This is a genomic window from Pseudoclavibacter helvolus (assembly GCF_014191305.1).
Taxonomy (GTDB): domain Bacteria; phylum Actinomycetota; class Actinomycetes; order Actinomycetales; family Microbacteriaceae; genus Pseudoclavibacter; species Pseudoclavibacter helvolus.
The window spans coordinates 1,266,926-1,286,153 of the sequence record NZ_JACHWJ010000001.1; the positions used below are offsets into that span (position 1 = coordinate 1,266,926).

At 65.8% G+C, this 19,228-nt stretch carries 21 protein-coding genes; 11 read left to right on the top strand and 10 right to left on the bottom strand.

Going from position 1 to position 19,228, the window contains the following annotated elements:
• Positions 1 to 128: 128 nt before the first annotated feature.
• Positions 129 to 1,202: a redox-regulated ATPase YchF gene (gene ychF, locus FHX72_RS06010; RefSeq protein ID WP_068479486.1), complete on the bottom strand. Its 1,074-nt coding sequence runs from the start codon at positions 1,200 to 1,202 to the stop codon at positions 129 to 131.
• A gap of 46 nt (positions 1,203 to 1,248) precedes the next feature.
• Between ychF and FHX72_RS06015 the strand changes: the two genes are divergently transcribed.
• Positions 1,249 to 1,878 carry a 3'-5' exonuclease gene (locus FHX72_RS06015; protein WP_221186721.1) on the top strand — a complete coding sequence of 210 codons (630 nt, stop codon included), beginning with the start codon at positions 1,249 to 1,251 and terminating at the stop codon, positions 1,876 to 1,878.
• 30 nt (positions 1,879 to 1,908) lie between these two features.
• Positions 1,909 to 3,141, top strand: a complete 1,233-nt coding sequence (locus FHX72_RS06020; protein ID WP_183623632.1) for a DNA recombination protein RmuC — start codon at positions 1,909 to 1,911, stop codon at positions 3,139 to 3,141.
• Between the two features lie 132 nt (positions 3,142 to 3,273).
• Here FHX72_RS06020 and glpX read toward each other — a convergent pair whose 3' ends face one another.
• A complete protein-coding gene (gene glpX, locus FHX72_RS06025) occupies positions 3,274 to 4,206 on the bottom strand; it encodes a class II fructose-bisphosphatase (protein WP_244964093.1) in 933 nt (310 codons plus the stop codon).
• A 231-nt stretch (positions 4,207 to 4,437) separates the two neighbouring features.
• Between glpX and fbaA the strand changes: the two genes are divergently transcribed.
• The 6 genes from fbaA to FHX72_RS06055 all read left to right on the top strand — a co-directional run bounded on the left by fbaA (position 4,438) and on the right by FHX72_RS06055 (position 9,684).
• Positions 4,438 to 5,463, top strand: coding sequence for a class II fructose-bisphosphate aldolase (fbaA, locus tag FHX72_RS06030; RefSeq protein ID WP_068479490.1), 1,026 nt, complete (start codon positions 4,438 to 4,440; stop codon positions 5,461 to 5,463).
• The gene (locus tag FHX72_RS06035) at positions 5,460 to 5,906 is read left to right on the top strand and encodes a DUF6264 family protein (RefSeq protein ID WP_156475678.1); all 447 of its coding nucleotides are present in this window, start codon (positions 5,460 to 5,462) and stop codon (positions 5,904 to 5,906) included. Before fbaA ends, FHX72_RS06035 begins: the two co-directional genes overlap by 4 nt.
• A gap of 154 nt (positions 5,907 to 6,060) precedes the next feature.
• Positions 6,061 to 7,344, top strand: a complete 1,284-nt coding sequence (gene xseA, locus FHX72_RS06040) for an exodeoxyribonuclease VII large subunit (RefSeq protein ID WP_082775247.1) — start codon at positions 6,061 to 6,063, stop codon at positions 7,342 to 7,344.
• Complete coding sequence (locus tag FHX72_RS06045) at positions 7,341 to 7,574, top strand: exodeoxyribonuclease VII small subunit (protein WP_068479493.1); 234 nt, start codon at positions 7,341 to 7,343, stop codon at positions 7,572 to 7,574. Before xseA ends, FHX72_RS06045 begins: the two co-directional genes overlap by 4 nt.
• A complete protein-coding gene (locus tag FHX72_RS06050) occupies positions 7,574 to 8,221 on the top strand; it encodes a DUF4245 domain-containing protein (protein WP_183623636.1) in 648 nt (215 codons plus the stop codon). Before FHX72_RS06045 ends, FHX72_RS06050 begins: the two co-directional genes overlap by 1 nt.
• A 59-nt stretch (positions 8,222 to 8,280) precedes the next feature.
• Complete coding sequence (locus FHX72_RS06055) at positions 8,281 to 9,684, top strand: class II fumarate hydratase (protein ID WP_377606368.1); 1,404 nt, start codon at positions 8,281 to 8,283, stop codon at positions 9,682 to 9,684.
• Positions 9,685 to 9,772: 88 nt separating this feature from the next.
• On the opposite strand, the gene FHX72_RS06060 is transcribed toward FHX72_RS06055, so the two are convergent.
• From FHX72_RS06060 to FHX72_RS06070, 3 genes are all read right to left on the bottom strand, one after another.
• Positions 9,773 to 10,219, bottom strand: a complete 447-nt coding sequence (locus tag FHX72_RS06060) for a prepilin peptidase (RefSeq protein WP_221186722.1) — start codon at positions 10,217 to 10,219, stop codon at positions 9,773 to 9,775.
• A gap of 285 nt (positions 10,220 to 10,504) precedes the next feature.
• Positions 10,505 to 11,824, bottom strand: coding sequence for a PhoH family protein (locus FHX72_RS06065; protein ID WP_068479584.1), 1,320 nt, complete (start codon positions 11,822 to 11,824; stop codon positions 10,505 to 10,507).
• Between the two features lie 259 nt (positions 11,825 to 12,083).
• Complete coding sequence (locus FHX72_RS06070; RefSeq protein WP_183623638.1) at positions 12,084 to 12,866, bottom strand: isoprenyl transferase; 783 nt, start codon at positions 12,864 to 12,866, stop codon at positions 12,084 to 12,086.
• Positions 12,867 to 12,930: 64 nt separating this feature from the next.
• Between FHX72_RS06070 and trhA the strand changes: the two genes are divergently transcribed.
• Entirely contained in the window at positions 12,931 to 13,671 is a 741-nt protein-coding gene (gene trhA / locus FHX72_RS06075; protein ID WP_183623646.1) for a PAQR family membrane homeostasis protein TrhA, read from the top strand.
• Here trhA and FHX72_RS06080 read toward each other — a convergent pair.
• Positions 13,668 to 14,018 (bottom strand): hypothetical protein, encoded by a 351-nt coding sequence (locus FHX72_RS06080; RefSeq protein ID WP_156475679.1) that lies wholly within the window; start codon positions 14,016 to 14,018, stop codon positions 13,668 to 13,670. The genes trhA and FHX72_RS06080 overlap by 4 nt on opposite strands.
• The gene (mca, locus tag FHX72_RS06085) at positions 14,015 to 14,911 is read right to left on the bottom strand and encodes a mycothiol conjugate amidase Mca (protein WP_183623648.1); all 897 of its coding nucleotides are present in this window, start codon (positions 14,909 to 14,911) and stop codon (positions 14,015 to 14,017) included. The genes FHX72_RS06080 and mca overlap by 4 nt, the downstream gene beginning before the upstream one ends.
• Before the next feature lie 96 nt (positions 14,912 to 15,007).
• Between mca and FHX72_RS06090 the strand changes: the two genes are divergently transcribed.
• Both FHX72_RS06090 and greA read left to right on the top strand, forming a co-directional pair.
• On the top strand, positions 15,008 to 15,463 hold the full coding sequence (locus FHX72_RS06090) for a DUF4307 domain-containing protein (protein WP_183623650.1): 456 nt from the start codon (positions 15,008 to 15,010) through the stop codon (positions 15,461 to 15,463).
• A 67-nt stretch (positions 15,464 to 15,530) separates the two neighbouring features.
• On the top strand, positions 15,531 to 16,016 hold the full coding sequence (gene greA / locus FHX72_RS06095; protein ID WP_068479509.1) for a transcription elongation factor GreA: 486 nt from the start codon (positions 15,531 to 15,533) through the stop codon (positions 16,014 to 16,016).
• 100 nt (positions 16,017 to 16,116) lie between these two features.
• On the opposite strand, the gene ilvA is transcribed toward greA, so the two are convergent.
• From ilvA to FHX72_RS06110, 3 genes are read right to left on the bottom strand one after another with little or no spacing between them, the layout of a single operon-like run.
• A complete protein-coding gene (ilvA, locus tag FHX72_RS06100; protein WP_183623652.1) occupies positions 16,117 to 17,364 on the bottom strand; it encodes a threonine ammonia-lyase in 1,248 nt (415 codons plus the stop codon).
• Entirely contained in the window at positions 17,361 to 18,593 is a 1,233-nt protein-coding gene (locus tag FHX72_RS06105; protein WP_068479513.1) for an AI-2E family transporter, read from the bottom strand. Before FHX72_RS06105 ends, ilvA begins: the two co-directional genes overlap by 4 nt.
• A 40-nt stretch (positions 18,594 to 18,633) precedes the next feature.
• Positions 18,634 to 19,203: a LemA family protein gene (locus FHX72_RS06110; protein WP_183623654.1), complete on the bottom strand. Its 570-nt coding sequence runs from the start codon at positions 19,201 to 19,203 to the stop codon at positions 18,634 to 18,636.
• Positions 19,204 to 19,228 lie beyond the last annotated feature (25 nt).

Here is a 19,228-nt window from a genome sequence, read left to right on the forward strand (position 1 = left end):
CCGCCAGCTCGGCGGTCAGTGGCTTCCGACCGCCGAGCGGCGACGCATGACGTGGTCTAGCTGGGACCAGCTTCGCGTCAAACGGCACGTTCATCCTGAGCTCTCGAGTGCAACGCAGCGACGAGTTACTAGACGTTGAAGCGGAACTCCACGACATCGCCGTCCTGCATGACGTACTCCTTGCCCTCCATGCGGGCCTTGCCCTTGGCACGAGCCTCTGCAGTCGAGCCCGTCTCTACGAGGTCGTCGAACGAGATGACCTCAGCCTTGATGAAGCCGCGCTCAAAGTCGGTGTGGATGACACCGGCAGCCGCTGGAGCCTTCCAGCCCTTGCGGATCGTCCACGCGCGCGACTCCTTGGGGCCAGCCGTGAGGTACGTCTGGAGCCCGAGCGTGTCGAAGCCGATGCGGGCGAGCTGGCTCAGGCCGGACTCGTCTTGACCCAGCGATGCGAGCAGCTCAGCCGCTTCCTCTGGGTCCAGATCGATGAGCTCCGACTCGGTCTGTGCGTCGAGGAAGATGGCCTTCGCAGGCGCGACGAGCGCGGCCAGCTCGGCGAGTTTTGCCTCGCTGCTCAGCGCGGCCTCGTCGATGTTGAAGACGAAGATCATGGGCTTGGCCGTCAGCAGACCGAGCTCCTTGATGGGCTCAAGATCAATCTTCGTCGCAGACAACAAGGTGCCCGCGTCGAGGGCCGCCTTGGCCTCGCTTGCGGCCTCGAGCACGGACGAGTCAAGACGCTTCTGCTTGACCTCCTTCTCGAAGCGCGGCAGCGCCTTCTCGATGGTCTGCAGGTCGGCGAGGATCAGCTCGGTGTTGATCGTCTCCATGTCGCTCGCAGGCTCGACCTTGCCATCGACGTGCACCACGTCCCCGTCCTCGAAGCCACGCACGACCTGCACGATCGCATCCGCTTCACGGATGTTCGCGAGGAACTGGTTGCCAAGCCCCTCACCCTCGCTTGCGCCGCGGACGATGCCGGCGATGTCGACGAACGACACTGCTGCGGGCAGGATGCGCTCGGATCCGAAGATCTCGGCAAGCACCTTGAGGCGGGCGTCAGGCAGCTCGACCACCCCCACGTTGGGCTCGATCGTGGCGAACGGGTAGTTCGCCGCGAGAACCTGGTTCTTCGTGAGTGCGTTGAAAAGGGTCGATTTGCCGACGTTGGGCAGGCCGACGATGCCAAGAGTAAGAGCCACGAGGGACTATCGTACTTGCCCGCCGCGAGTTCCGGGCCGTGCCACCATGGATGGCGTGACCATCGACTTCACAGCGATCGACTTCGAGACCGCCAACGGCTCGCCCGCCTCGGCGTGCGCCGTCGGTCTAGTTCGCATCCGCGACGGTGCCGTGGTCGAGCGGGCGACGTGGCGCATCCGGCCACCAGGCGAGCACGACGTGTTCCTGCCCTTCAACGTGCAGCTCCACGGAATCAGTCGTGAGATGACCCGGGATGCATCTACCTGGGAGTCGCAGCTGCCCGACCTGCTCGAGTTCCTCGGCGACGACGTGCTGGTCGCGCATAACGCCAGGTTCGACGTCGGCGTGCTGCTCGCGAGCAGCCTCGCGACCCGTATGCCCGTGCCACCGCTGCGCTACTTCTGCTCGCTGCGACTCGCGCGCCGCAGCTACGAGCTGCACTCCTACCGCCTTCCGGTCGCGGCCGAAGCGGCCGGGTTCCGGACGCTCGTCCACCACGATCCGATGTCGGACGCCGAGGCCAGTGCAGCCATCGTCATCGACACGGCACACCGGCTCGGGGCCACTGACCTTGAGACGTTGTCTGCGCTTAAGGACGTCGCGATCGAGCGCATCACGCTCGAAAGCGAACTCGAACGTGCCGCGACACTCACTGCGGCGGCCACCTTCGCCTGAAATGTCGGAGGCACCTGCGAGGGTGGATGCATGGAACCACTTCCCCTCGTCATCGGGCTTCTCCTCGGCCTCATCGTGGGCTTCGCCATCGCCTCGATGCGTGGAGCCAGCCAGCGCCAGTCGCTGGCCACCGAGCTCGCCACGGCGAGTGCGCGCGCTGAATCGGCCGGTGAAGCTCGCGCGACAGCCGAGCAGCACCTCGACGAGGTCCTGTCGCGCGAGCGGGCGCAGCTCGAAGCGCGGCGGTCGAAGGAGGTGGGTGAGCAGCAGGTCCTCACCGCGCTCGCGCCCGTCAACAAGCAGCTCGAGCTCATGCGACGTGCCGTCGCCTCCATCGAGGAGCAGCGACTTCAGCAGCACGGCGAGCTGAGCGAGCAACTCCGGAACCAGCACGAGGCCGATGAGCGCTTGCGAGCAACGACCGACTCACTCGCCTCGGCGCTCCAATCAAACCAAGCGCGAGGCGTCTGGGGCGAGGCGCAGCTGCGAAACATCGTCGAGGCTTCCGGCCTGATCGAGCGGGTCGACTTCGACACCCAGGTGAGCGTCGACGGGGAGCAGGGCGCACGCCGCCCCGACATGATCGTGCACCTCCCCGGCGACAAGCACCTCGTCATCGATGCGAAGGCGCCCATGTCGAAGTACCTGGCAGCAAGCCAGCTCAGCGAGCTCGGGGACGAAGAGGAGACAACGAGGCGACGCAGTCTGCTGGCAGAGCACGCGAAGGCACTGAAAGCACATGTCGCCGCACTCAACGCCCGAGGCTACCCGAGCGCCGTCCCCGGCTCCCCCGAGCTGGTGATCGCCTTCGTGCCAAGCGAGTCGGCGCTCTCGGCCGCGGTCGCCGCCGACCCGTCACTGCTCGAAGACGCAATGCACCGCGGCGTCGCGGTCACCTCTCCAGTCTCGCTCTGGGCCACACTGCGGGCGATCGCCTACGCCTGGCAGCAAGATGTCCTCGAAGACCAAGCGCACGAGATCTTCGAACTCAGCACGCAACTCCACACACGCCTCGGTACGCTCGCCACCCACATCGACAAGCTCGGCCGGTCGCTCGCGGGCGCTGCGACAAGCTACAACGCATTCCTCGGCTCCCTCGAAACACGCGTACTACCGACCGCCAGGAAGCTCGACGCGCTGAACATCGGCTCGCCCATCAACACACCGCGTCCAGTCGAAGAGCAGCTGCGCGGGCTCACCGCTCCCGAGCTGACCGAGCTGCCTTTCGCCGAGGCGACAGGCGACGGATTCACGGACCGCTGACTCTGGCGCTCAGGCTCCGGGCAAGCAAAACGCTGCCCGTCGAATACTCCACACGCCCGGGGTGGGCGTGGTATTCGACCGGCAGCGAAGGTGCTGGGTCAGCGAGATCGCTGAGTCAGCGGACTAGCGAGGTCAGAGCCACTTGTCGGCCATGTGCTCGGCCGTCACGCGGCGGACCGTGCCGGAACGCGAACGCAAGACCACCGAGTCGGTGAGGATGCGATTGCCCACACGACGGACGCCCGCGCAGAGTCCACCGTCAGTCACACCCGTCGCGACGAAGTACGTGTTCTCCGTGCGAACGAGGTCGTCCTGCGTGAGTACTGCCTCAAGGTCGTGACCGCCAGCGATCGCCCGCTCGCGCTCTTCCTCGTTGCGCGGGTACCAACGGCCCTGTATCACGCCGCCGAGGGCCTTAATCGCGCAGGCAGTGATGATGCCCTCCGGCGTGCCACCGATGCCCACGCACATGTCGATACGCCCAGTGCCTCGAGCAGCGTTGATACCACCGGCGACGTCGCCGTCGAGCATGAGCTGCGTCCCAGCGCCAGCCTCGCGGATCTCGTTGATCAGCTCCTCGTGGCGCGGCCGGTCGAGCACGGCGATGACCATGTCCTCGACAGGCTTGTTCTTGGCCTTCGAGAGCGCGCGGATGTTCTCGCCGATCGGGCGAGCCAGGTCGATGACGCCAACCCCTTCTGGTCCCGTGACGATCTTCTCCATGTAGAAGAGGTCCTTGGGGTTGTACATGGAGCCGCGGTCGGCCACGGCGATGACGCTCAGTGCGTTCTGGCGTCCGGCAGCGGTCAGGCTCGTTCCATCGATCGGGTCGACCGCGATGTCGCAGTCTGGCCCTTGCCCGTTCCCGACCTGCTCGCCGTTGAAGAGCATCGGGGCTTCGTCCTTTTCGCCCTCGCCGATGACAACAACACCGGCGAAGTCGACAGTGGAGAGGAACTTGCGCATGGCGTCGACGGCGGCGCCGTCGGCAGCGTTCTTGTCACCACGCCCGATGAACGGCGTCGCCCGAATGGCAGCGGCCTCGGTTGCGCGCACCAACTCCATAGCGAGGTTTCGGTCCGGGTTCGCAAAGAGCTGCCCGTGCTCAGGAGTCGGAGTGGCGGAAGATGAGGTCACAGGGGTCCCTTTCGCTGGCGTTGTGGAAGTTCCCGCCGAGCAATCACACGACACCATTGCTCCGCGCTATCCGATCTCAACCCTAGTACGCGCGCTCGGAGAAAGTCGGCGGCCCTGACTAGACTTCACGCGTAAGTTCCAAGCGCTGAAGGAGCACACATGCCCATCGCAACACCGGACCAGTACGCCGAGATGCTGAACCGAGCCAAGGAAGGCGGATTCGCGTACCCCGCGATCAACGTCTCCAGTTCGTCGACGATCAACTCCGTTCTCCAGGGTCTCACCGAAGCCGGCTCTGACGGCATCCTCCAGGTCACCACAGGCGGTGCCGACTACTTCGCCGGCCAGACCGTCAAGGCGCGCGCATCAGGCGCGCTCGCCATGGCCGCATTCGCACACGAGGTCGCGAAGAACTACCCGATCACGGTCGCGCTGCACACCGACCACTGCCCGAAGGACGCGCTCGACGGCTTCGTCTACCCGCTCCTCGAGGCCTCCGCCGAGCAGATCAAGCGCGGCGGCGAGCCGATCTTCCAGTCCCACATGTGGGACGGCTCGGCCGTACCGCTCGCTGAGAACCTCGAAATCGCTTCCAAGATCCTCAAGCTCACGCAGGCCAACAACCAGATCCTCGAGGTCGAGATCGGCGTCGTCGGCGGCGAAGAAGACGGCGTCGCCCACGAGATCAACGAGCACCTCTACACGACTCTCGACGACGCGATCGCGACCGTTGAGGCACTGGGCCTCGGCGACCGCGGCCGGTACATGGCGGCGCTCACGTTCGGAAACGTGCACGGCGTCTACAAGCCGGGCAACGTCAAGCTCCGCCCCGAGCTCCTCGCCGAGATCCAAGCGGGCCTCGCCGCGAAGTACGGCACCGGCCCCAAGCCGCTCGACCTCGTCTTCCACGGCGGCTCCGGCTCGACCGACGAAGAGATCGCAGAAGCCGTGCGCAACGGTGTCATCAAGATGAACATCGACACCGACACGCAGTACGCGTTCAGCCGTTCGGTCGCCGACACGGTGCTCAAGAACTACGACGGCTTCCTCAAGATCGATGGCGAAGTCGGCAACAAGAAGGTCTACGACCCCCGCTCGTGGGGCAAGAAGGCCGAGACCGCCATGGCGGCTCGTGTCATCGAGGCCACCAAGCAGCTCGGCTCGTTCGGTCACTCAGCCGCGTGAGCGTGACGCCGGGAGCCGAGCAGCAGGACTCGTTGCAGGAAGCGAAGCGTAAGAACGACCGCTTCCTGGGCATCGGGTTCCTGGTGCTCGGCCTCGTCGCCACGATCGTGAACATGACGACGTTCACGGAGAACTCGCTGGCAGGCCAGATGGCGCTGCTCTACAAGGACTTCGGGATCAACGACTACGTGCGGCCGGAGGGGCTGGCAACGCTCTCGCTCACGGCGATCATCGTGCTGCCCGCGATCTACGCGCTCACGCTCTACCTCACGCTCATCCGCTGGAAGGCGGGCAAGCGCGCGATGTGGATCCCGATCATCGGCGCGGTCGTCACCCTCATCACGATCTTCGGGTTCACGTTGACAGCGATCCTGCTGCACGGCGAACTCCTGCAGGCGCTCTCGAGTGGCGCGTTGCCAACCGCGACGCCCACCTCGACCTAAGCCCGCGCAGCAGTCAGCCGGTTCTCCACAGCCGGAAAGACTCGGCCGCCGCACGCGATATCCTCGATTTCGCGTGCGGCGGCCGAATCTCGTCGCCCCGCCACAACACCCCGGCACAAGTCCAACGGGGTACCCCAGCTCCGAGAAGAGGCACGTGGTCGTCATCCAGCCCCCGAAGTCGACGCCGGATGCGCCCTGGCCCGTCAGCGTCGTCTCCGAACTCGTTCGCGACTGGATCGCGCGCCTCGGATCCGTCTGGATCGAGGGCGAGCTCACCGGCTGGAGCATCCGCGGCGGGCACGCCTACGGCAAGATCAAAGACCTCGACGCCGACGCAACCCTCTCGGTCACTGCCTGGCGCAGCGTCGTTCAGCGGCTCGACGGCGAGTTCAAGCAGGGCGACCGGGTCATCGCGAGCGTCAAGCCCGACTTCTGGGTCAAGGGCGGCACGCTCTCAATGCAGGTTTCCGACCTGCGCCATGTCGGTCTCGGCGACCTCCTCGAGCGCTTGGAGCGCCTCCGAAAGCAACTCGCGGCCGAAGGACTCTTCGCGGATGCTCGCAAGAAACCCCTCCCGTTTCTGCCCGGCACGATCGGCCTCATCACCGGCCGCGAGTCCGACGCCGAAAAAGACGTGCGACGCAACTCCGAGCTGCGATGGCCGGCCGTGCAGTTCCGCACGATCCACACCTCCGTGCAGGGCGAGCGCACCGTCGCCGAGGTCTCGGCTGCCCTGCGCGAACTCGACGCAGACCCCGAAGTCGACGTCATCATCGTCGCGCGCGGCGGTGGCGACTTCCAGCACCTCCTCCCCTTCAGCGACGAGAGCCTCGTGCGCCTCGTCTCGGAACTCACCACGCCAGTCGTGAGCGCCATAGGCCACGAAGCCGACCGTCCGATCCTCGACGACGTCGCGGATCTTCGAGCCTCCACGCCGACGGATGCCGCCAAGCGCGTCGTGCCAGACGTCGCCGAGGAACTCGCCGGAGTCCAGCAGGCAAGGTCCCGCATCCTGCAGCGAATCGTCGACCGCGTGCGCAGTGAGTCCAACGCACTCGAGTCGTTGGTCTCCCGACCGGCGCTTGCCAACCCCTCGTGGATCATCGACCAGCGCGGGGAAGAGCTCATGCGAGCCTCTCAGCGCGGCGAGGAACTCATCACCCGTCGCATCGACAGGGAGCAAGACAAACTCGAGTCGCTGGCACGACACCTCCGCGGCCTCTCCCCCCAGGGCACGCTCGAGCGTGGCTACTCGATCGTCGAGCGGGTTGATGGCGACTCCCGGACGCTCGTCACGGCCTGGCAGGATGCGCCAGCATCGGCCGAGCTCCGCATCCGCACGGCCGACGGCCGCATCTCCGCATCGTCGCTCGGCGGCGAACCCATCACCACCATGACCGGCGCCTCGAACGGCGCGACGGAGGCGAACGTAGAATGACCACCATGCAGGAACAGCCCGACATCGCCGAGCTCAGCTACGAGCAGGCCAGGGACGAGCTCATCTCCGTCGTGAGCCAGCTCGAACAGGGCAGCGCCTCGCTCGAGGCATCGCTCAAGCTCTGGGAACGTGGCGAGCAGCTCGCAGCACACTGCGAGTCGTGGCTCCTCGGCGCCCGCAAGCGCCTCGAGGCAGCGCGTCGGCGCGACGACGACACGGACAAGGCCTAATGTCCAAGCAGAAGCAGCCGCCGATCGTCGCGGAGCTCGGACGGCCGGAGACTCCAGAAGAAACCTTCGCGCGCAAGGCCGAATCCTCTCGCCTGTACCGCAAGCGCAAGACGATCAACAACCTCGTCTACTCGCTCCTCGTTTCCCTCGGCCTCGTGGTCTTCATCGTCGCGATCGTGCCCCGCAACGAGACCCCCGTGGCGTTTGACGTCGACTTCGCGTCGGAAGCGCAGAGCGCACAGGGCGACTTCGCGGTCCCCCTCGTCGTGCCGGAGGTGCCCGCCGACTGGACGGCCAACGAGGCCGAGATCCGCACGAGCGCCGATGGCGTGAGCGAGTGGTACATCGGTTTCCTCGTCGGCCCCAAGGATGCACCCACCGAGTACGTGGGCGTGAGCCAGGGCATCGGCGTCAACCCAACCTGGCTGCTCGACGCGACTCGCGAGCGCACCCCGACCGGCACCGTCCAGGTCGGCGGTCTCGACTGGATCGAGTACGACGCGACCGACCTCAGCCCAGAAGACGCAGGCAACCGCGCATACATGCTGGTTCTGGAACAGGGCGACCAGGCCTACCTCGTGTACGGCAACAACAAGCCTGAGACGGTCACGAAGCTGGCCGAGCTTGTCGCCGCCGACCTCGACTGAGGCCAGCACTCGGTAGGCTGGCTCTTACAGAGATCGGCTACCTGGAAAGGTCACACAACGTGGTGGAAAATCAAGACGAGTACCGCATCGAGCACGACACGATGGGCGAAGTTCGCGTTCCGAAGAACGCACTCTACGCGGCGCAGACGCAGCGCGCTGTCGAGAACTTTCCCATCTCCGGTGCAGGTCTCGAGCCAGGCCAGATCATCGCACTCGCGCGCATCAAGCGCGCCGCCGCGATCGTGAACGCGAAGCTCGGCATCATCGAGCAGCCCGTGGCAGACGCCATCGTGGCGGCCGCGCAGCAGATCATCGACGGCGAACACCTCGATCAGTTCCCGATCGACGTCTACCAGACTGGCTCTGGCACGTCGTCGAACATGAACATCAACGAAGTTCTCGCGACGCTCGCAACGCGGGGCCTCGGCGACTCGGTGCACCCCAACGACCACGTCAACGCCTCGCAGTCGTCGAACGACGTGTTCCCGACGTCCGTGCACGTCGCAGTGACGGACGCACTCCTCAACGACCTCGTCCCCGGACTCGAGCACCTCGCTGAGGCGCTCGAGCGCAAGGCCGCGCAGTGGGCGACCACCGTCAAGGCCGGCCGCACCCACCTCATGGACGCGACCCCCGTGACGCTCGGCCAGGAGTTCGCCGGCTACGCGCGCCAGATCCGCCTCGGAGTCGAGCGCGTGCAGTCGACCATCTCGCGGGTCGCTGAGGTGCCACTTGGCGGCACCGCAACGGGCACTGGCATTAACACCCCCGCAGGCTTCTCGCAGCAGGTCATCGCCGAGCTCGCCGACAACGCACAGCTCCCCCTCACGGAGGCGCTCGACCACTTCGAAGCTCAGGGGGCACGCGACGGCCTCGTCGAGGCGTCCGGTGCGCTCCGCACGATCGCCGTGAGCCTCATCAAGATCAACAACGACCTCCGTTGGATGGGCTCAGGCCCGAACACGGGCCTCGGCGAGATCCAGATCCCCGACCTCCAGCCGGGTTCCTCGATCATGCCAGGCAAGGTCAACCCCGTTGTGCCGGAAGCCGTGCTCATGGTGGCCTCCCGCGTCATCGGCAACGACGCAGCGATCGTCTTCGGCGGCGCCTCCGGCTCGTTCGAGCTCAACGTGCAGATCCCAGTCATGGGAACCGCGCTCCTCGAGTCGATCCGCCTCCTCGCCAACGGCGTTCGAGTGCTCGCCGACAAGACGGTTGAAGGCCTCGTCGCGAACGAGGAGCGCGCCCGCGCCCTCGCAGAGTCCTCGCCCTCCATCGTCACGCCGCTCAACCGCATCATCGGCTACGAGGCGGCGGCGAAGATCGCCAAGCACTCGGTCGCCAACAAGGTCACGGTGCGCCAGGCCGTCATCGACCTCGGCTACGTCGAGCGCGGCGACATCACGGAAGAGCAGCTCGACGAGAAGCTCGACGTGCTCAGCATGACCTCGCCCAACCTCTAGGCGACGAGACGCAACGCCGAGGCCCGCCGTGGGAACACGGCGGGCCTTAGTGCGTCTCAGGTCGTGCGGTCTCGGATGTGCGCCCCAGTCAACCGGGCAGGATCGCGAGCCAGGCGACGGGCAGCCAATAGCCCGCGAGCAACGCAGGCCCGAAGGCGATGCTGCGCCGTCGGTCACGTGTGCGCAGGAGCACGATGGCGCTCTGCACTCCCCCGAACATGACCGAGAGCACGACGAGCACGACGGCGAGTGACGGATCCACGAGTGCCGCCGCCCAGGCGAGCACTGCTCCGAGCTTCACGTCTCCCATGCCGAGCCCGCCGAGCAGCGAGAGCACCAGCAGCACGCCTCCGACAAGCACACCGGTGGCGGCAGCCAAAAGGTCGGGCCGGCCGTCAAGCACACAGCCCGCGAGACTCGCCAAAAGCACGCCAAGAGCGGCGACGCCAACGAGGGCGTTCGGGAGTCGGTGCTCTCTCATATCCACCGCGACGAGCCGCGGAGTGACCACGGCCAGCGCAAGGAGCGCCGGCAAAAGGCCAGTTCTCTCAGGAATCGCCGCCACCACCGCGATCGCACTCAGTGCACAGACGCACACCGCCTCCCGCAGGCCCCACTGCTGTGACGATGAGGCTGGACTCCGCGCTCCCCCACCTTCGCGCGCGGAGCCCAGCCCCGTCACAGCAGAGGAGCTCCCCCCAGCTCTCTCTGCCATGCCAGAACGCTAGTCACGTCTTGTCTTCGTCGTAGAAGTTATCCACAGCGACTCGACGAGCTGCGCCGGACGTACTTTCCGATGACTGCAGGCGTCCCGTCCACCTCACACTTCGTAGTCGCCGAGCAGCTCGGTCACGAGGGCCGCAATATCGCTGCGCTCGGACCGGGTGAGCGTCATGTGGGCGAACAGCTTGTGTCCCTTGAGCGTCTCGATGACCGATGCGACGCCGTCGTGCCTGCCCACGCGCAGGTTGTCGCGCTGGGCAACGTCGTGTGTGAGGACGACTCGCGAATTCTTCCCGATCCGGGAGAGCATCGTGAGCAGCACGTTCCGCTCGAGCGACTGCGCCTCATCGACGATTACGAACGCGTCATGCAATGAGCGGCCCCGGATGTGGGTGAGCGGAAGGATCTCGAGCATCCCGCGGTCGATGACCTCGTCGATGACGTTCTCCGAGACGATCGCGGACAGGGCGTCGTACACCGCCTGCCCCCACGGGTTCATCTTCTCGCCCTGGTCACCAGGCAAGAACCCGAGCTCCTGGCCGCCAACAGCGAAGAGGGGCCGGAAGACCATGATCTTCCGGTGCAGTCCGCGCTCAAGCACCGACTCGAGGCCCGCGGCCAGGGCGAGGGCACTCTTCCCAGTGCCCGCGCGCCCACCCAGCGACACGATGCCGATCGATGGATCGAGGAGGAGGTCGATGGCGAGGCGCTGCTCCGCCGAACGACCGTGCACGCCGAACACATCCAAGTCCCCACGGACAAGTCGGACGGCGCCCTTCCCCGACACGCGTCCGAGAGCCGAACCGCGATCCGAGTGGATCACGAGGCTCGTGTTGATGGGCAGCTCGTCGACAACCGCGGTCGCGACGCTCTCGTCCGTGTAGAGCGTGTCCAACTCATCCGCGCCAAGCGAGATCTCCGCGACGCCCGTGTAGCCGGTGTCGCGCGCCAGCTCCGCCCGATACTCCTCGGCCGCGAGGCCGATGGCCGAGGCTTTGACGCGCATAGGCAGGTCCTTCGAGACCACGGTCACCGCGAGCCCCTCACCTGCGAGGTTCTGCGCGACCGCGAGGATGCGTGTGTCGTTGTCTCCCAGTTGCATGCCGCTCGGAAGCACGCTCATGTTCGAGTGATTGAGCTCGACGCGCAGCGTGCCTCCCGCCTCGCCGATCGCGATCGGGAAGTCCAAGCGCTCGTGCTTGATGCGCAACTCGTCGAGGAACCTCAGCGCCTGGCGCGCGAAGTAACCGATCTCCGGGTCGTGGCGCTTCTTCTCGAGCTCCGTGATGACAACAACGGGAATGACAACGGCGTGCTCCGCGAAGCGGAACAGAGCCCTCGGATCGCTGAGCAGCACCGACGTGTCAAGCACGTAGGTGCGGGTCGAGACCAGGGAGTCGGGAGCCGTAGTCTGCACGGCGCCCCCTTCCTCGTTCTCGAGGTGGTCGGTGTTGCGCTGTGCGGGTGTCACGGCAGTTCCGCTCCTTCGCCAAGCTCTCGCTCGTCGTTGGGTTACGTTACGACCACAGGGGGACTCTGTAGGTTGAAACGAACTTCGGGAACCTGTGGCCGTTTCGATCAGGCACCGTACCTGATGGCATTAACGTACGACGATGGCCACCGCGCCACGCGCAGGCAAAAGTTAAATCTTGTGTCGTGTCTGTGAACGACCGCGGCTACTGCCCGAAGCGACGCTGACGCGACGCGAAGTCGCGCAGGGCGCGCAGGAAATCGACCTCGCGCAGGTCGGGGCCGAGCGCTTCAACGAAGTAGAACTCCGAGTGCGCCGACTGCCAGAGCATGAAGTCGCTGAGGCGCTGCTCCCCCGACGTTCGGATCACGAGGTCAGGATCCGGCTGCCCGCCCGTGTAGAGATGCTCAGCGATGAGGTCAGGCGTGAGGATGTCCGCGAGGGTTGCGACGTCGCCCCCGTCCGCGGCGTGGGCACGCACGATCTGCCGCATGGCGTCCACGATCTCGTTGCGGCCTCCATACCCGACGGCGAGGTTGACGTGCATCCCGCGACGTTGTGCCGTGTCGCGCTGGAGGCGCTCCAGCGTGGCGCCGAGCCCCGCCGGCAGGTGCTCGGGCGAGCCGGCGTGGTGGACGCGCCAGCGCGCGTTCTCGGCGATCTGCATAGCGAGCTTCTCGATGATGTCGATGAGCGCGTCGAGTTCTTCACTGCTGCGGTTCTTGAGGTTGTCGTTCGAGAGCAGGTAGAGCGTGACGACCTGAACGCCTTCGCGGTCACACCAGGCGAGGAACTCCATCATCTTCGCGGCACCGGCAGCATGCCCCTTAGCGGCGTCGCGCAGGCCAAGTTGCCGCGCCCAGCGCCGATTGCCGTCGATGATCATCGCGACGTGCTTGGGCTTCGGACGCCCGTGCAGAGAACGACGCAGCCGCCTCGTGTACAGCCCGTACAGGAAGCTCCGCAAGCTGGTGGGAATCATCGACATAGTTCGAACAACGTACCGGACCTCGAGTTAGATCCGCGTGCACGGGGCCGCGTAGAGTGCGAGGGTGGCTTCAGAACATCACGCTGACGCGGAACTCGACCCGGGCCCAGAGCCGACGGTGCACTTGCCCCTGCTCGAGGCTGACTCGGGGGCTCCCCTCACCGAGGTGAAACCGTCCTGGCGTGGCTGGGTGCACGCTGGCACGCTCCCCGTATCCATCGCGGCGGGAATCGTGCTCATCCTGCTCGCCGAGGGCACAACGGCCAAGCTCGCGTGCGCGCTCTACGCCGTCTGCTCGTGGCTGCTCTTCGGCATCTCTGCGCTCTACCACCGCTTCAACTGGAACGAGAAGACGCGTGTCGCGCTCAAGCGCTTCGACCATGCCAACATCTTCCTGCTCATCTCGGGAACGTACGCGCCCATCGCGCTGGTCGCTCTGCCGCCAGACAAGGGCTGGCCGTTGTTCGCGATCGTATGGGGCGCGGCCCTGCTCGGCATCTGCTTCCGTGTGTTCTGGATCGGCGCCCCGCGCTGGCTGTACGTCGCGCTCTACATCGCCCTTGGCTGGGCAGCGGTTGCCTACCTCGGCGACATCGCGGCCGTGAACGTCGCCACGGTAGTGCTCATCGTCGTCGGCGGGCTGTTCTACACAGCAGGCGCCGTTTTCTACGCGCTCAAACGGCCGAACCTCTGGCCAGGACACTTCGGCTTCCACGAGCTATTCCACGTCTTCACGGTGCTCGCGTTCCTCAGCCAGTGGACCGGCATCCTGCTGCTTTGCATCGACCCGCCGGTCTTCGCCTAGTCGGCAGCCTTCTTGACGTCTGACGCGACGTCACCTTCGGCAGTCTCGCTCGGGTTGTGCGCCGTCCCAGCACCGCCCTCGGCTGGCGCCTCTGCTGCGGCCGCCTCGTTGGCCGCGACCTCAGCCTGCAGCTGCTCGCGGATGCGTGCCCTCGCCTGCACCCGGCTCGTGCGGCGAATGAGGTCCATGACGAGCAGCCCGGTCGCGACGGCGACGAAGATGAAGACGAAGAAGCCCAGCGGCCCCGGCGTGACGTCGTCGGGGTTGAAGGGCAGCTCCTCCCCCGGCGTCGGTGCTGCTGACGCCAGGGAGAGAACCCAGTTCGGGGCGTAGGCGAGCAGCATCACTCGCCAGCCTCCGCAGAGCCCTGCTTGTCATCATTGCGTTCGTCGACACCGGCAAACAGATCGGTCTCGGGCGTGGGCGCGTCAACGCGAGAGTCGATGAGCTCGAAGTCGTCGTACGGGTAGGCCGCGGCCTCGACGTCCCTTGGGATCGCGAAGAAGCCACTGTCAGGGGCCACCTGGCTCGCGTGTGAGCGCAGAGCGGAGTCGCGCGCATCGAAGAACTTGTCGATCTGGATCTGCGTCGTCACGTTGCTCGGCTTGTCGCGCATCCACGCGAGCATCTGTTCGAGGCGCTCGAGGAGCGGCGACTCCGGGTCGAGCGCCTTGATGTGCTGCAGGAGGCTGTCAGCCCGTCGCCCGTTCATGGTGCGGTCGTAGTAGAGCTTCGAGATTCGCCACGGCGCCCCAAGCTCGGGGTGGGTGGCGAGGCCAGACTCACGCCACACCCGCATCGACACATCGTGGCTGCGGATGTGGTCCGGATGTGGGTAGCCGCCGTTCTCGTCATAGGTGACGAGCACGTGCGGCCTGAACTCACGCACGATGCGCAGCAGTGGGCGCGAGGAGATGTCGACCGGGATGCTCGCAAACGAGTTGACGGGAAGCGATCCGTCCTCGGAGGCCATCCCCGAATCGACGTACCCGAGCCAACGATGCTCGACCCCGAGGATCTCCTGGGCGGCGGCCATCTCGACTCGACGAAGCCCGGCAAGGTCTCGCTGAGCGTGGTAGACCGATTCGAGTCCAGGGTTGAGGATGTCCCCAGCCTCGCCGCCGGTGCAACTGACCACCATGACTTCGGCGCCAGCGGCACGGTACGAAGCGTACGTCGCTGCGCCCTTGCTTGACTCGTCATCGGGATGGGCGTGGACCGCCAACAGTCGAAGTGTCACTGGTCTCCTCGTGGAACGTTAACCTAGATAGAGAGCCTATCTCGCGTGGCCGCCTGTTTCTGGCCGCGCACGACCTCCCGCCGAGAGGAAACCCCCGTGTCAGCTGAACGCGAAACCGCCGCAGCCGCCGCTCCCGCAGCTGACCTCGCCGACCGTGCTGATCTCATGGACCGCTACGGCACACGCTCGCAGCGCTCGGAGAAGAAACCGGAGCGTTGGATCTGGATGGTCGTCGGCATCTTCGTCATCGCCGTCGTCGCGTTCTGGGCGACAACCACTGTCGGGCCCGTGTCCTCGTCGGCGATCCGTGCCGACACGGTGCGATTCTCGATCGTCGACAGCGCGAACGTGAGTTTCGACTACCGGATCACAGCTCCGGCGGGTACCGAGGTCACCTGCGCCATCGAGATCCGCGACGAGCAGCAGGCTGTTGTCGGCTGGGACATCGTCGATGTTCCGCCGAGCGAAGAGCCATCCCAGGTCCTGAACGTGCAGGTGCGAACGACGAAGGCCGGCACGACGGCTTTGGTGAAGGAATGCTGGTTGCCGTAGAATGAGCAGTGAGGCCCTGACTCGTGTCAGGGCTTTGGTCATATCCGGCTGCACAAGGAGTTCCAGCATGGCTAACCCATCGGTGACCTGGCTCACCCAGGAGACTTATGACCGCCTCAAGGCGGAGCTCGATGAGCTCGCCGTGAACGGTCGCGAAGAGATCGCCAAGCGCATCGAGGAGGCGCGCGAAGACGGCGACCTCAAGGAGAACGCCGGCTACCACGCGGCGAAGGACGAGCAGGGCAAGATCGAGGCCCGAATCAACCAGCTCGAGACGATGCTGAAGAACTCCGAGGTGCGCGAAGCGCCAGAGGCATCTGGCATCGTCGAGACCGGCACCGTTGTCACGGCCAAGATCGGCGGCAAGGAGCAGAAGTTCCTCCTCGGCAGCCGTGAGATGGCAGATCAGACACAGCTGCGCGTGTACTCGGGCGAGAGCCCGCTCGGAGCCTCGATCCTCGGCCTCGCTGTTGGCGGCTCCACGAGCTACGAGGCGCCGAACGGCAACTCCATCGAGGTCGAGATCGTCGAAGTCGAGACCTTCCACCCGTAGCCACGGGACGCCTCACGGCGCCCGAAGCAACGCTGCAAGACAGGAAGAGGACCTCCCGCGGGAGGTCCTCTTCTCGTTGGTTCGGCGCCGGATGCTCAGGTCATGGCATGGGTGCAGCGTCGCGGCTCGTGCGCGGCTGGTAGCCGAGGGCCCGAAGCGCATCCATGACCTGGTGCGAATGCTCGGTGCCGCGCGTCTCGACGGACACCTCGAGCTCGACGTGACTGACCTGCAGACCCTTGTTGTGGCGGGTGTGCAGCACCTCCACGACGTTGGCATTGACTTCGCTGATGGTCTTCGCGATGAGCGCGAGCTGACCAGGCACGTCCTGCAGCTCGATGACGAGCTTCAAGTAGCGGTCCGACGCAGCCAGGCCGCGGCTGAGGACCTTCTCGAGCATGAGCGGGTCGATGTTGCCACCGGACAGGATCGCGACGGTTGTGCCGGCGTCCTTGATCTTATCTGCGAGGATCGCCGCCACCGCGGTCGCCCCGGCGGGCTCTGCGACGAGCTTCGCACGCTCCACGAGTAGCAGGATCGCGCGAGAGATGTCGTCCTCTGAAACGGTCACCACTTCATCCACGAGGTCGCGGACAACCTCGAACGTGATGTCGCCAGGCACGTCGACGGCGATGCCATCAGCGATCGTCGGGCGGGCTTGAATCTTGACCGGGTGGCCCGCCTCCAGCGAGACCGGGAAGGGCGCGGAGTTGGCCGCCTGCACGCCGATGATGCGAATCGGGCGGCCGCGCTGCTCCCCAAGGAGCTTCGCCGCGACACTGACGCCGGAGATGAGGCCCCCGCCGCCGATGGGCACGATGATCGTGTCGACGTCTGGCGCCTGCTCGAGGATGTCGAGTGCAAGCGTCGCCTGGCCAGTGATGATGTCGGCGTGGTCGTACGGGTGGATGAACTCCGCACCAGTATCCGCCGCGAACTGCTTCGCGGCTAGCAGTGCATCAGCGACGTTCACCCCGGTGAGGACGACCTCCGCGCCGTACCCGCGGGTCGCCTGCAACTTGGGCAGCGGCACTCCAACAGGCATGAAGATCGTCGCCTTGATGCCGAGCTGTCGTGCCGCGAACGCGACGCCCTGGGCGTGATTGCCGGCGGATGCGGCAACGACTCCGCGGGAGCGTTGCTCTTCGCTCAGCTGCGACAGGCGGTACGTGGCACCGCGGATCTTGTACGAGCCCGTGCGCTGCATGTTCTCGCATTTGAGGAGCACCGGCGAGCCGAGCTTCTCCGAGAGGAAGCGAGCCGAGTCGATCGGGGTCTGCGAGATGACCTGCCGCACGATTTCCCGTGCGGCGACGATCTGTTCCAGCGTGATGGTGGGAGCGGTCATACCGTGCTTGCCTTCTGTTCGCGCAGTGATTTTTCGCGCTTGGATTTCGGGGGTTGTGTGATCTTCGTCGGATCAGGCTCGTCACGCCAAGTGCCACGCGAGATGAACTGGACCATCACCTTGCCTGCGGCGACCAGCGGGACCGCGAAGACGGCACCGGCGATGCCACCGAAGATCGTGCCGGCACTCACGGAGAGCAGGACGGCGAGCGGATGCAGCTTGACCGCGCTTCCCATGATGAGCGGCTGCAGGATGTGCGACTCGATCTGCATGACGGCGACAACGACGATGAGCATGATGAGCGCGTTGAGGAAGCCGTTGTAGGCCAACGCCACTGCGACGGCGATCGTTCCGGCCGAGATCGCACCGATGTAGGGAACGAAGGACGCGAGGAACACGATCACGCCGATGGGTAGCGCGAACGGCACCTGCAGGATGACGGCACCCAGGTAGATTCCGACGGCGTCGATGAGGGCAACAAGCACCTGGACTCGCACATAATGCCCGACGGAGATCCAGCCGCGCTGGCCCGCCCCATCGATGGCAGCGCGGGCGCTCTTCGGGAAGATCGACACGATGAACAGCCAAATGCTGCGGCCGTCGAGCAGATAGAAGATCAGCGCGAAGGCCGTGACGAGCGTTCCCGCGAGGAACGCGGCCACGTTGGAGCCGACGGAGAGGGCCTGCGAGGCGATCGAGTTGACGTTCGACTGCACCCACCCGACGAGCTGGCCGAGTCCGTCATCTACCTGCTGCTCGGTGACGTGGAGCGGGGAGTCCGCGAGGAACTGCAACGCGAGCTGATACTGCGCCTCGAGCTTCCCGAGGTCGAGGTTGAAGCCCTGCGCGAACTGACTGATGACCAGGGTGATGAGCGTTCCGATCGCCACCAAGAGCACGATCAGCGACAGGATGAGCGCCGCCCACCTCGGCAGACCGCTCCCTACAAGCCACTTCATGAGCGGCGCGAGCAGCGACGCCAGGAGCGCCGCGACGAGCAGCGGGATGACAAGGATCGACGCCTGGGCGACGAGCCATCCGAGCGGGATCAGCGCGAGCAGGATCGCAACGCTGCGCCAGGCCCAAGCGGCACCGATGCGGAGCCCGCGTGGCACCAGTTCGTCTTCGCTCTCGTTGCGCTGCGCTGGCGTGGGGTTCTGCGCCAGCGTGGAGCCGGTTCTCGGCGATGCCGCCTTGGCGGCTACCTCGTCGAGGTCACTTTCGGTCATAGGCTCAATACTACGAGCGCCTGCGGGCGCGAACGTGCCACTAGAACTGCACTCGCGGGGGCTGCGAGATGGCGGCACGATCTGCCACCTCGAAGAATGCTCGCTGCTCGTAGTGCAGCGGACCGGCCACAAGATTGTTGGGGAACACCTTCACCTTGGTGTTGTACTCGCGGACGCCACCATTGTAGAAGCGCCGGGACGCCTGGATCCGATTTTCGACGTCGACGAGATCTGACTGCAGCTGCAGGAACTCCCGGCTCGACTGCAGCTGCGGGTACGCCTCCGAAGCCGCAAACAGCCCACGAAGCGCACCCTGCACGCGATTCTCAGCAGCGCTCATCTCTTCGGGGGTCTCCGCCTGCGAGCTGGCTTGGCGGGCCTCAGCAAACGCAGCAAACACCTTGTCTTCGTGTGTCGCGAACCCTCGCAGGCGTGCTTCGAGCTGCGGCAGCAGCTCCTCACGGGCGGCAAGCTGCGCCGCGATGTCGCCCCACGCACCGTCGACGCGCGAGCTCAAGCGCTTCAACGAGCGACTGGTGGCGACCGCATACACGGCGATGGCGATGACGATGAGGAGCACGGCTCCGACGGCGATCCAGACTTCGAGCATGCCGGAATGGTATCCCGCCTCGACT

Coding starts and splice junctions, on each gene's coding strand:
- FHX72_RS06015 (WP_221186721.1), top strand. CDS start 1,249: ATGGATGGCGTGACCATCGACTTCACAGCGATCGACTTCGAGACCGCC.
- FHX72_RS06020 (WP_183623632.1), top strand. CDS start 1,909: ATGGAACCACTTCCCCTCGTCATCGGGCTTCTCCTCGGCCTCATCGTG.
- glpX (WP_244964093.1), bottom strand. CDS start 4,206: ATGGAGTTGGTGCGCGCAACCGAGGCCGCTGCCATTCGGGCGACGCCG.
- fbaA (WP_068479490.1), top strand. CDS start 4,438: ATGCCCATCGCAACACCGGACCAGTACGCCGAGATGCTGAACCGAGCC.
- FHX72_RS06045 (WP_068479493.1), top strand. CDS start 7,341: ATGACCACCATGCAGGAACAGCCCGACATCGCCGAGCTCAGCTACGAG.
- FHX72_RS06050 (WP_183623636.1), top strand. CDS start 7,574: ATGTCCAAGCAGAAGCAGCCGCCGATCGTCGCGGAGCTCGGACGGCCG.
- FHX72_RS06070 (WP_183623638.1), bottom strand. CDS start 12,866: ATGTCGATGATTCCCACCAGCTTGCGGAGCTTCCTGTACGGGCTGTAC.
- greA (WP_068479509.1), top strand. CDS start 15,531: ATGGCTAACCCATCGGTGACCTGGCTCACCCAGGAGACTTATGACCGC.
- ilvA (WP_183623652.1), bottom strand. CDS start 17,364: ATGACCGCTCCCACCATCACGCTGGAACAGATCGTCGCCGCACGGGAA.
- FHX72_RS06105 (WP_068479513.1), bottom strand. CDS start 18,593: ATGACCGAAAGTGACCTCGACGAGGTAGCCGCCAAGGCGGCATCGCCG.
- FHX72_RS06110 (WP_183623654.1), bottom strand. CDS start 19,203: ATGCTCGAAGTCTGGATCGCCGTCGGAGCCGTGCTCCTCATCGTCATC.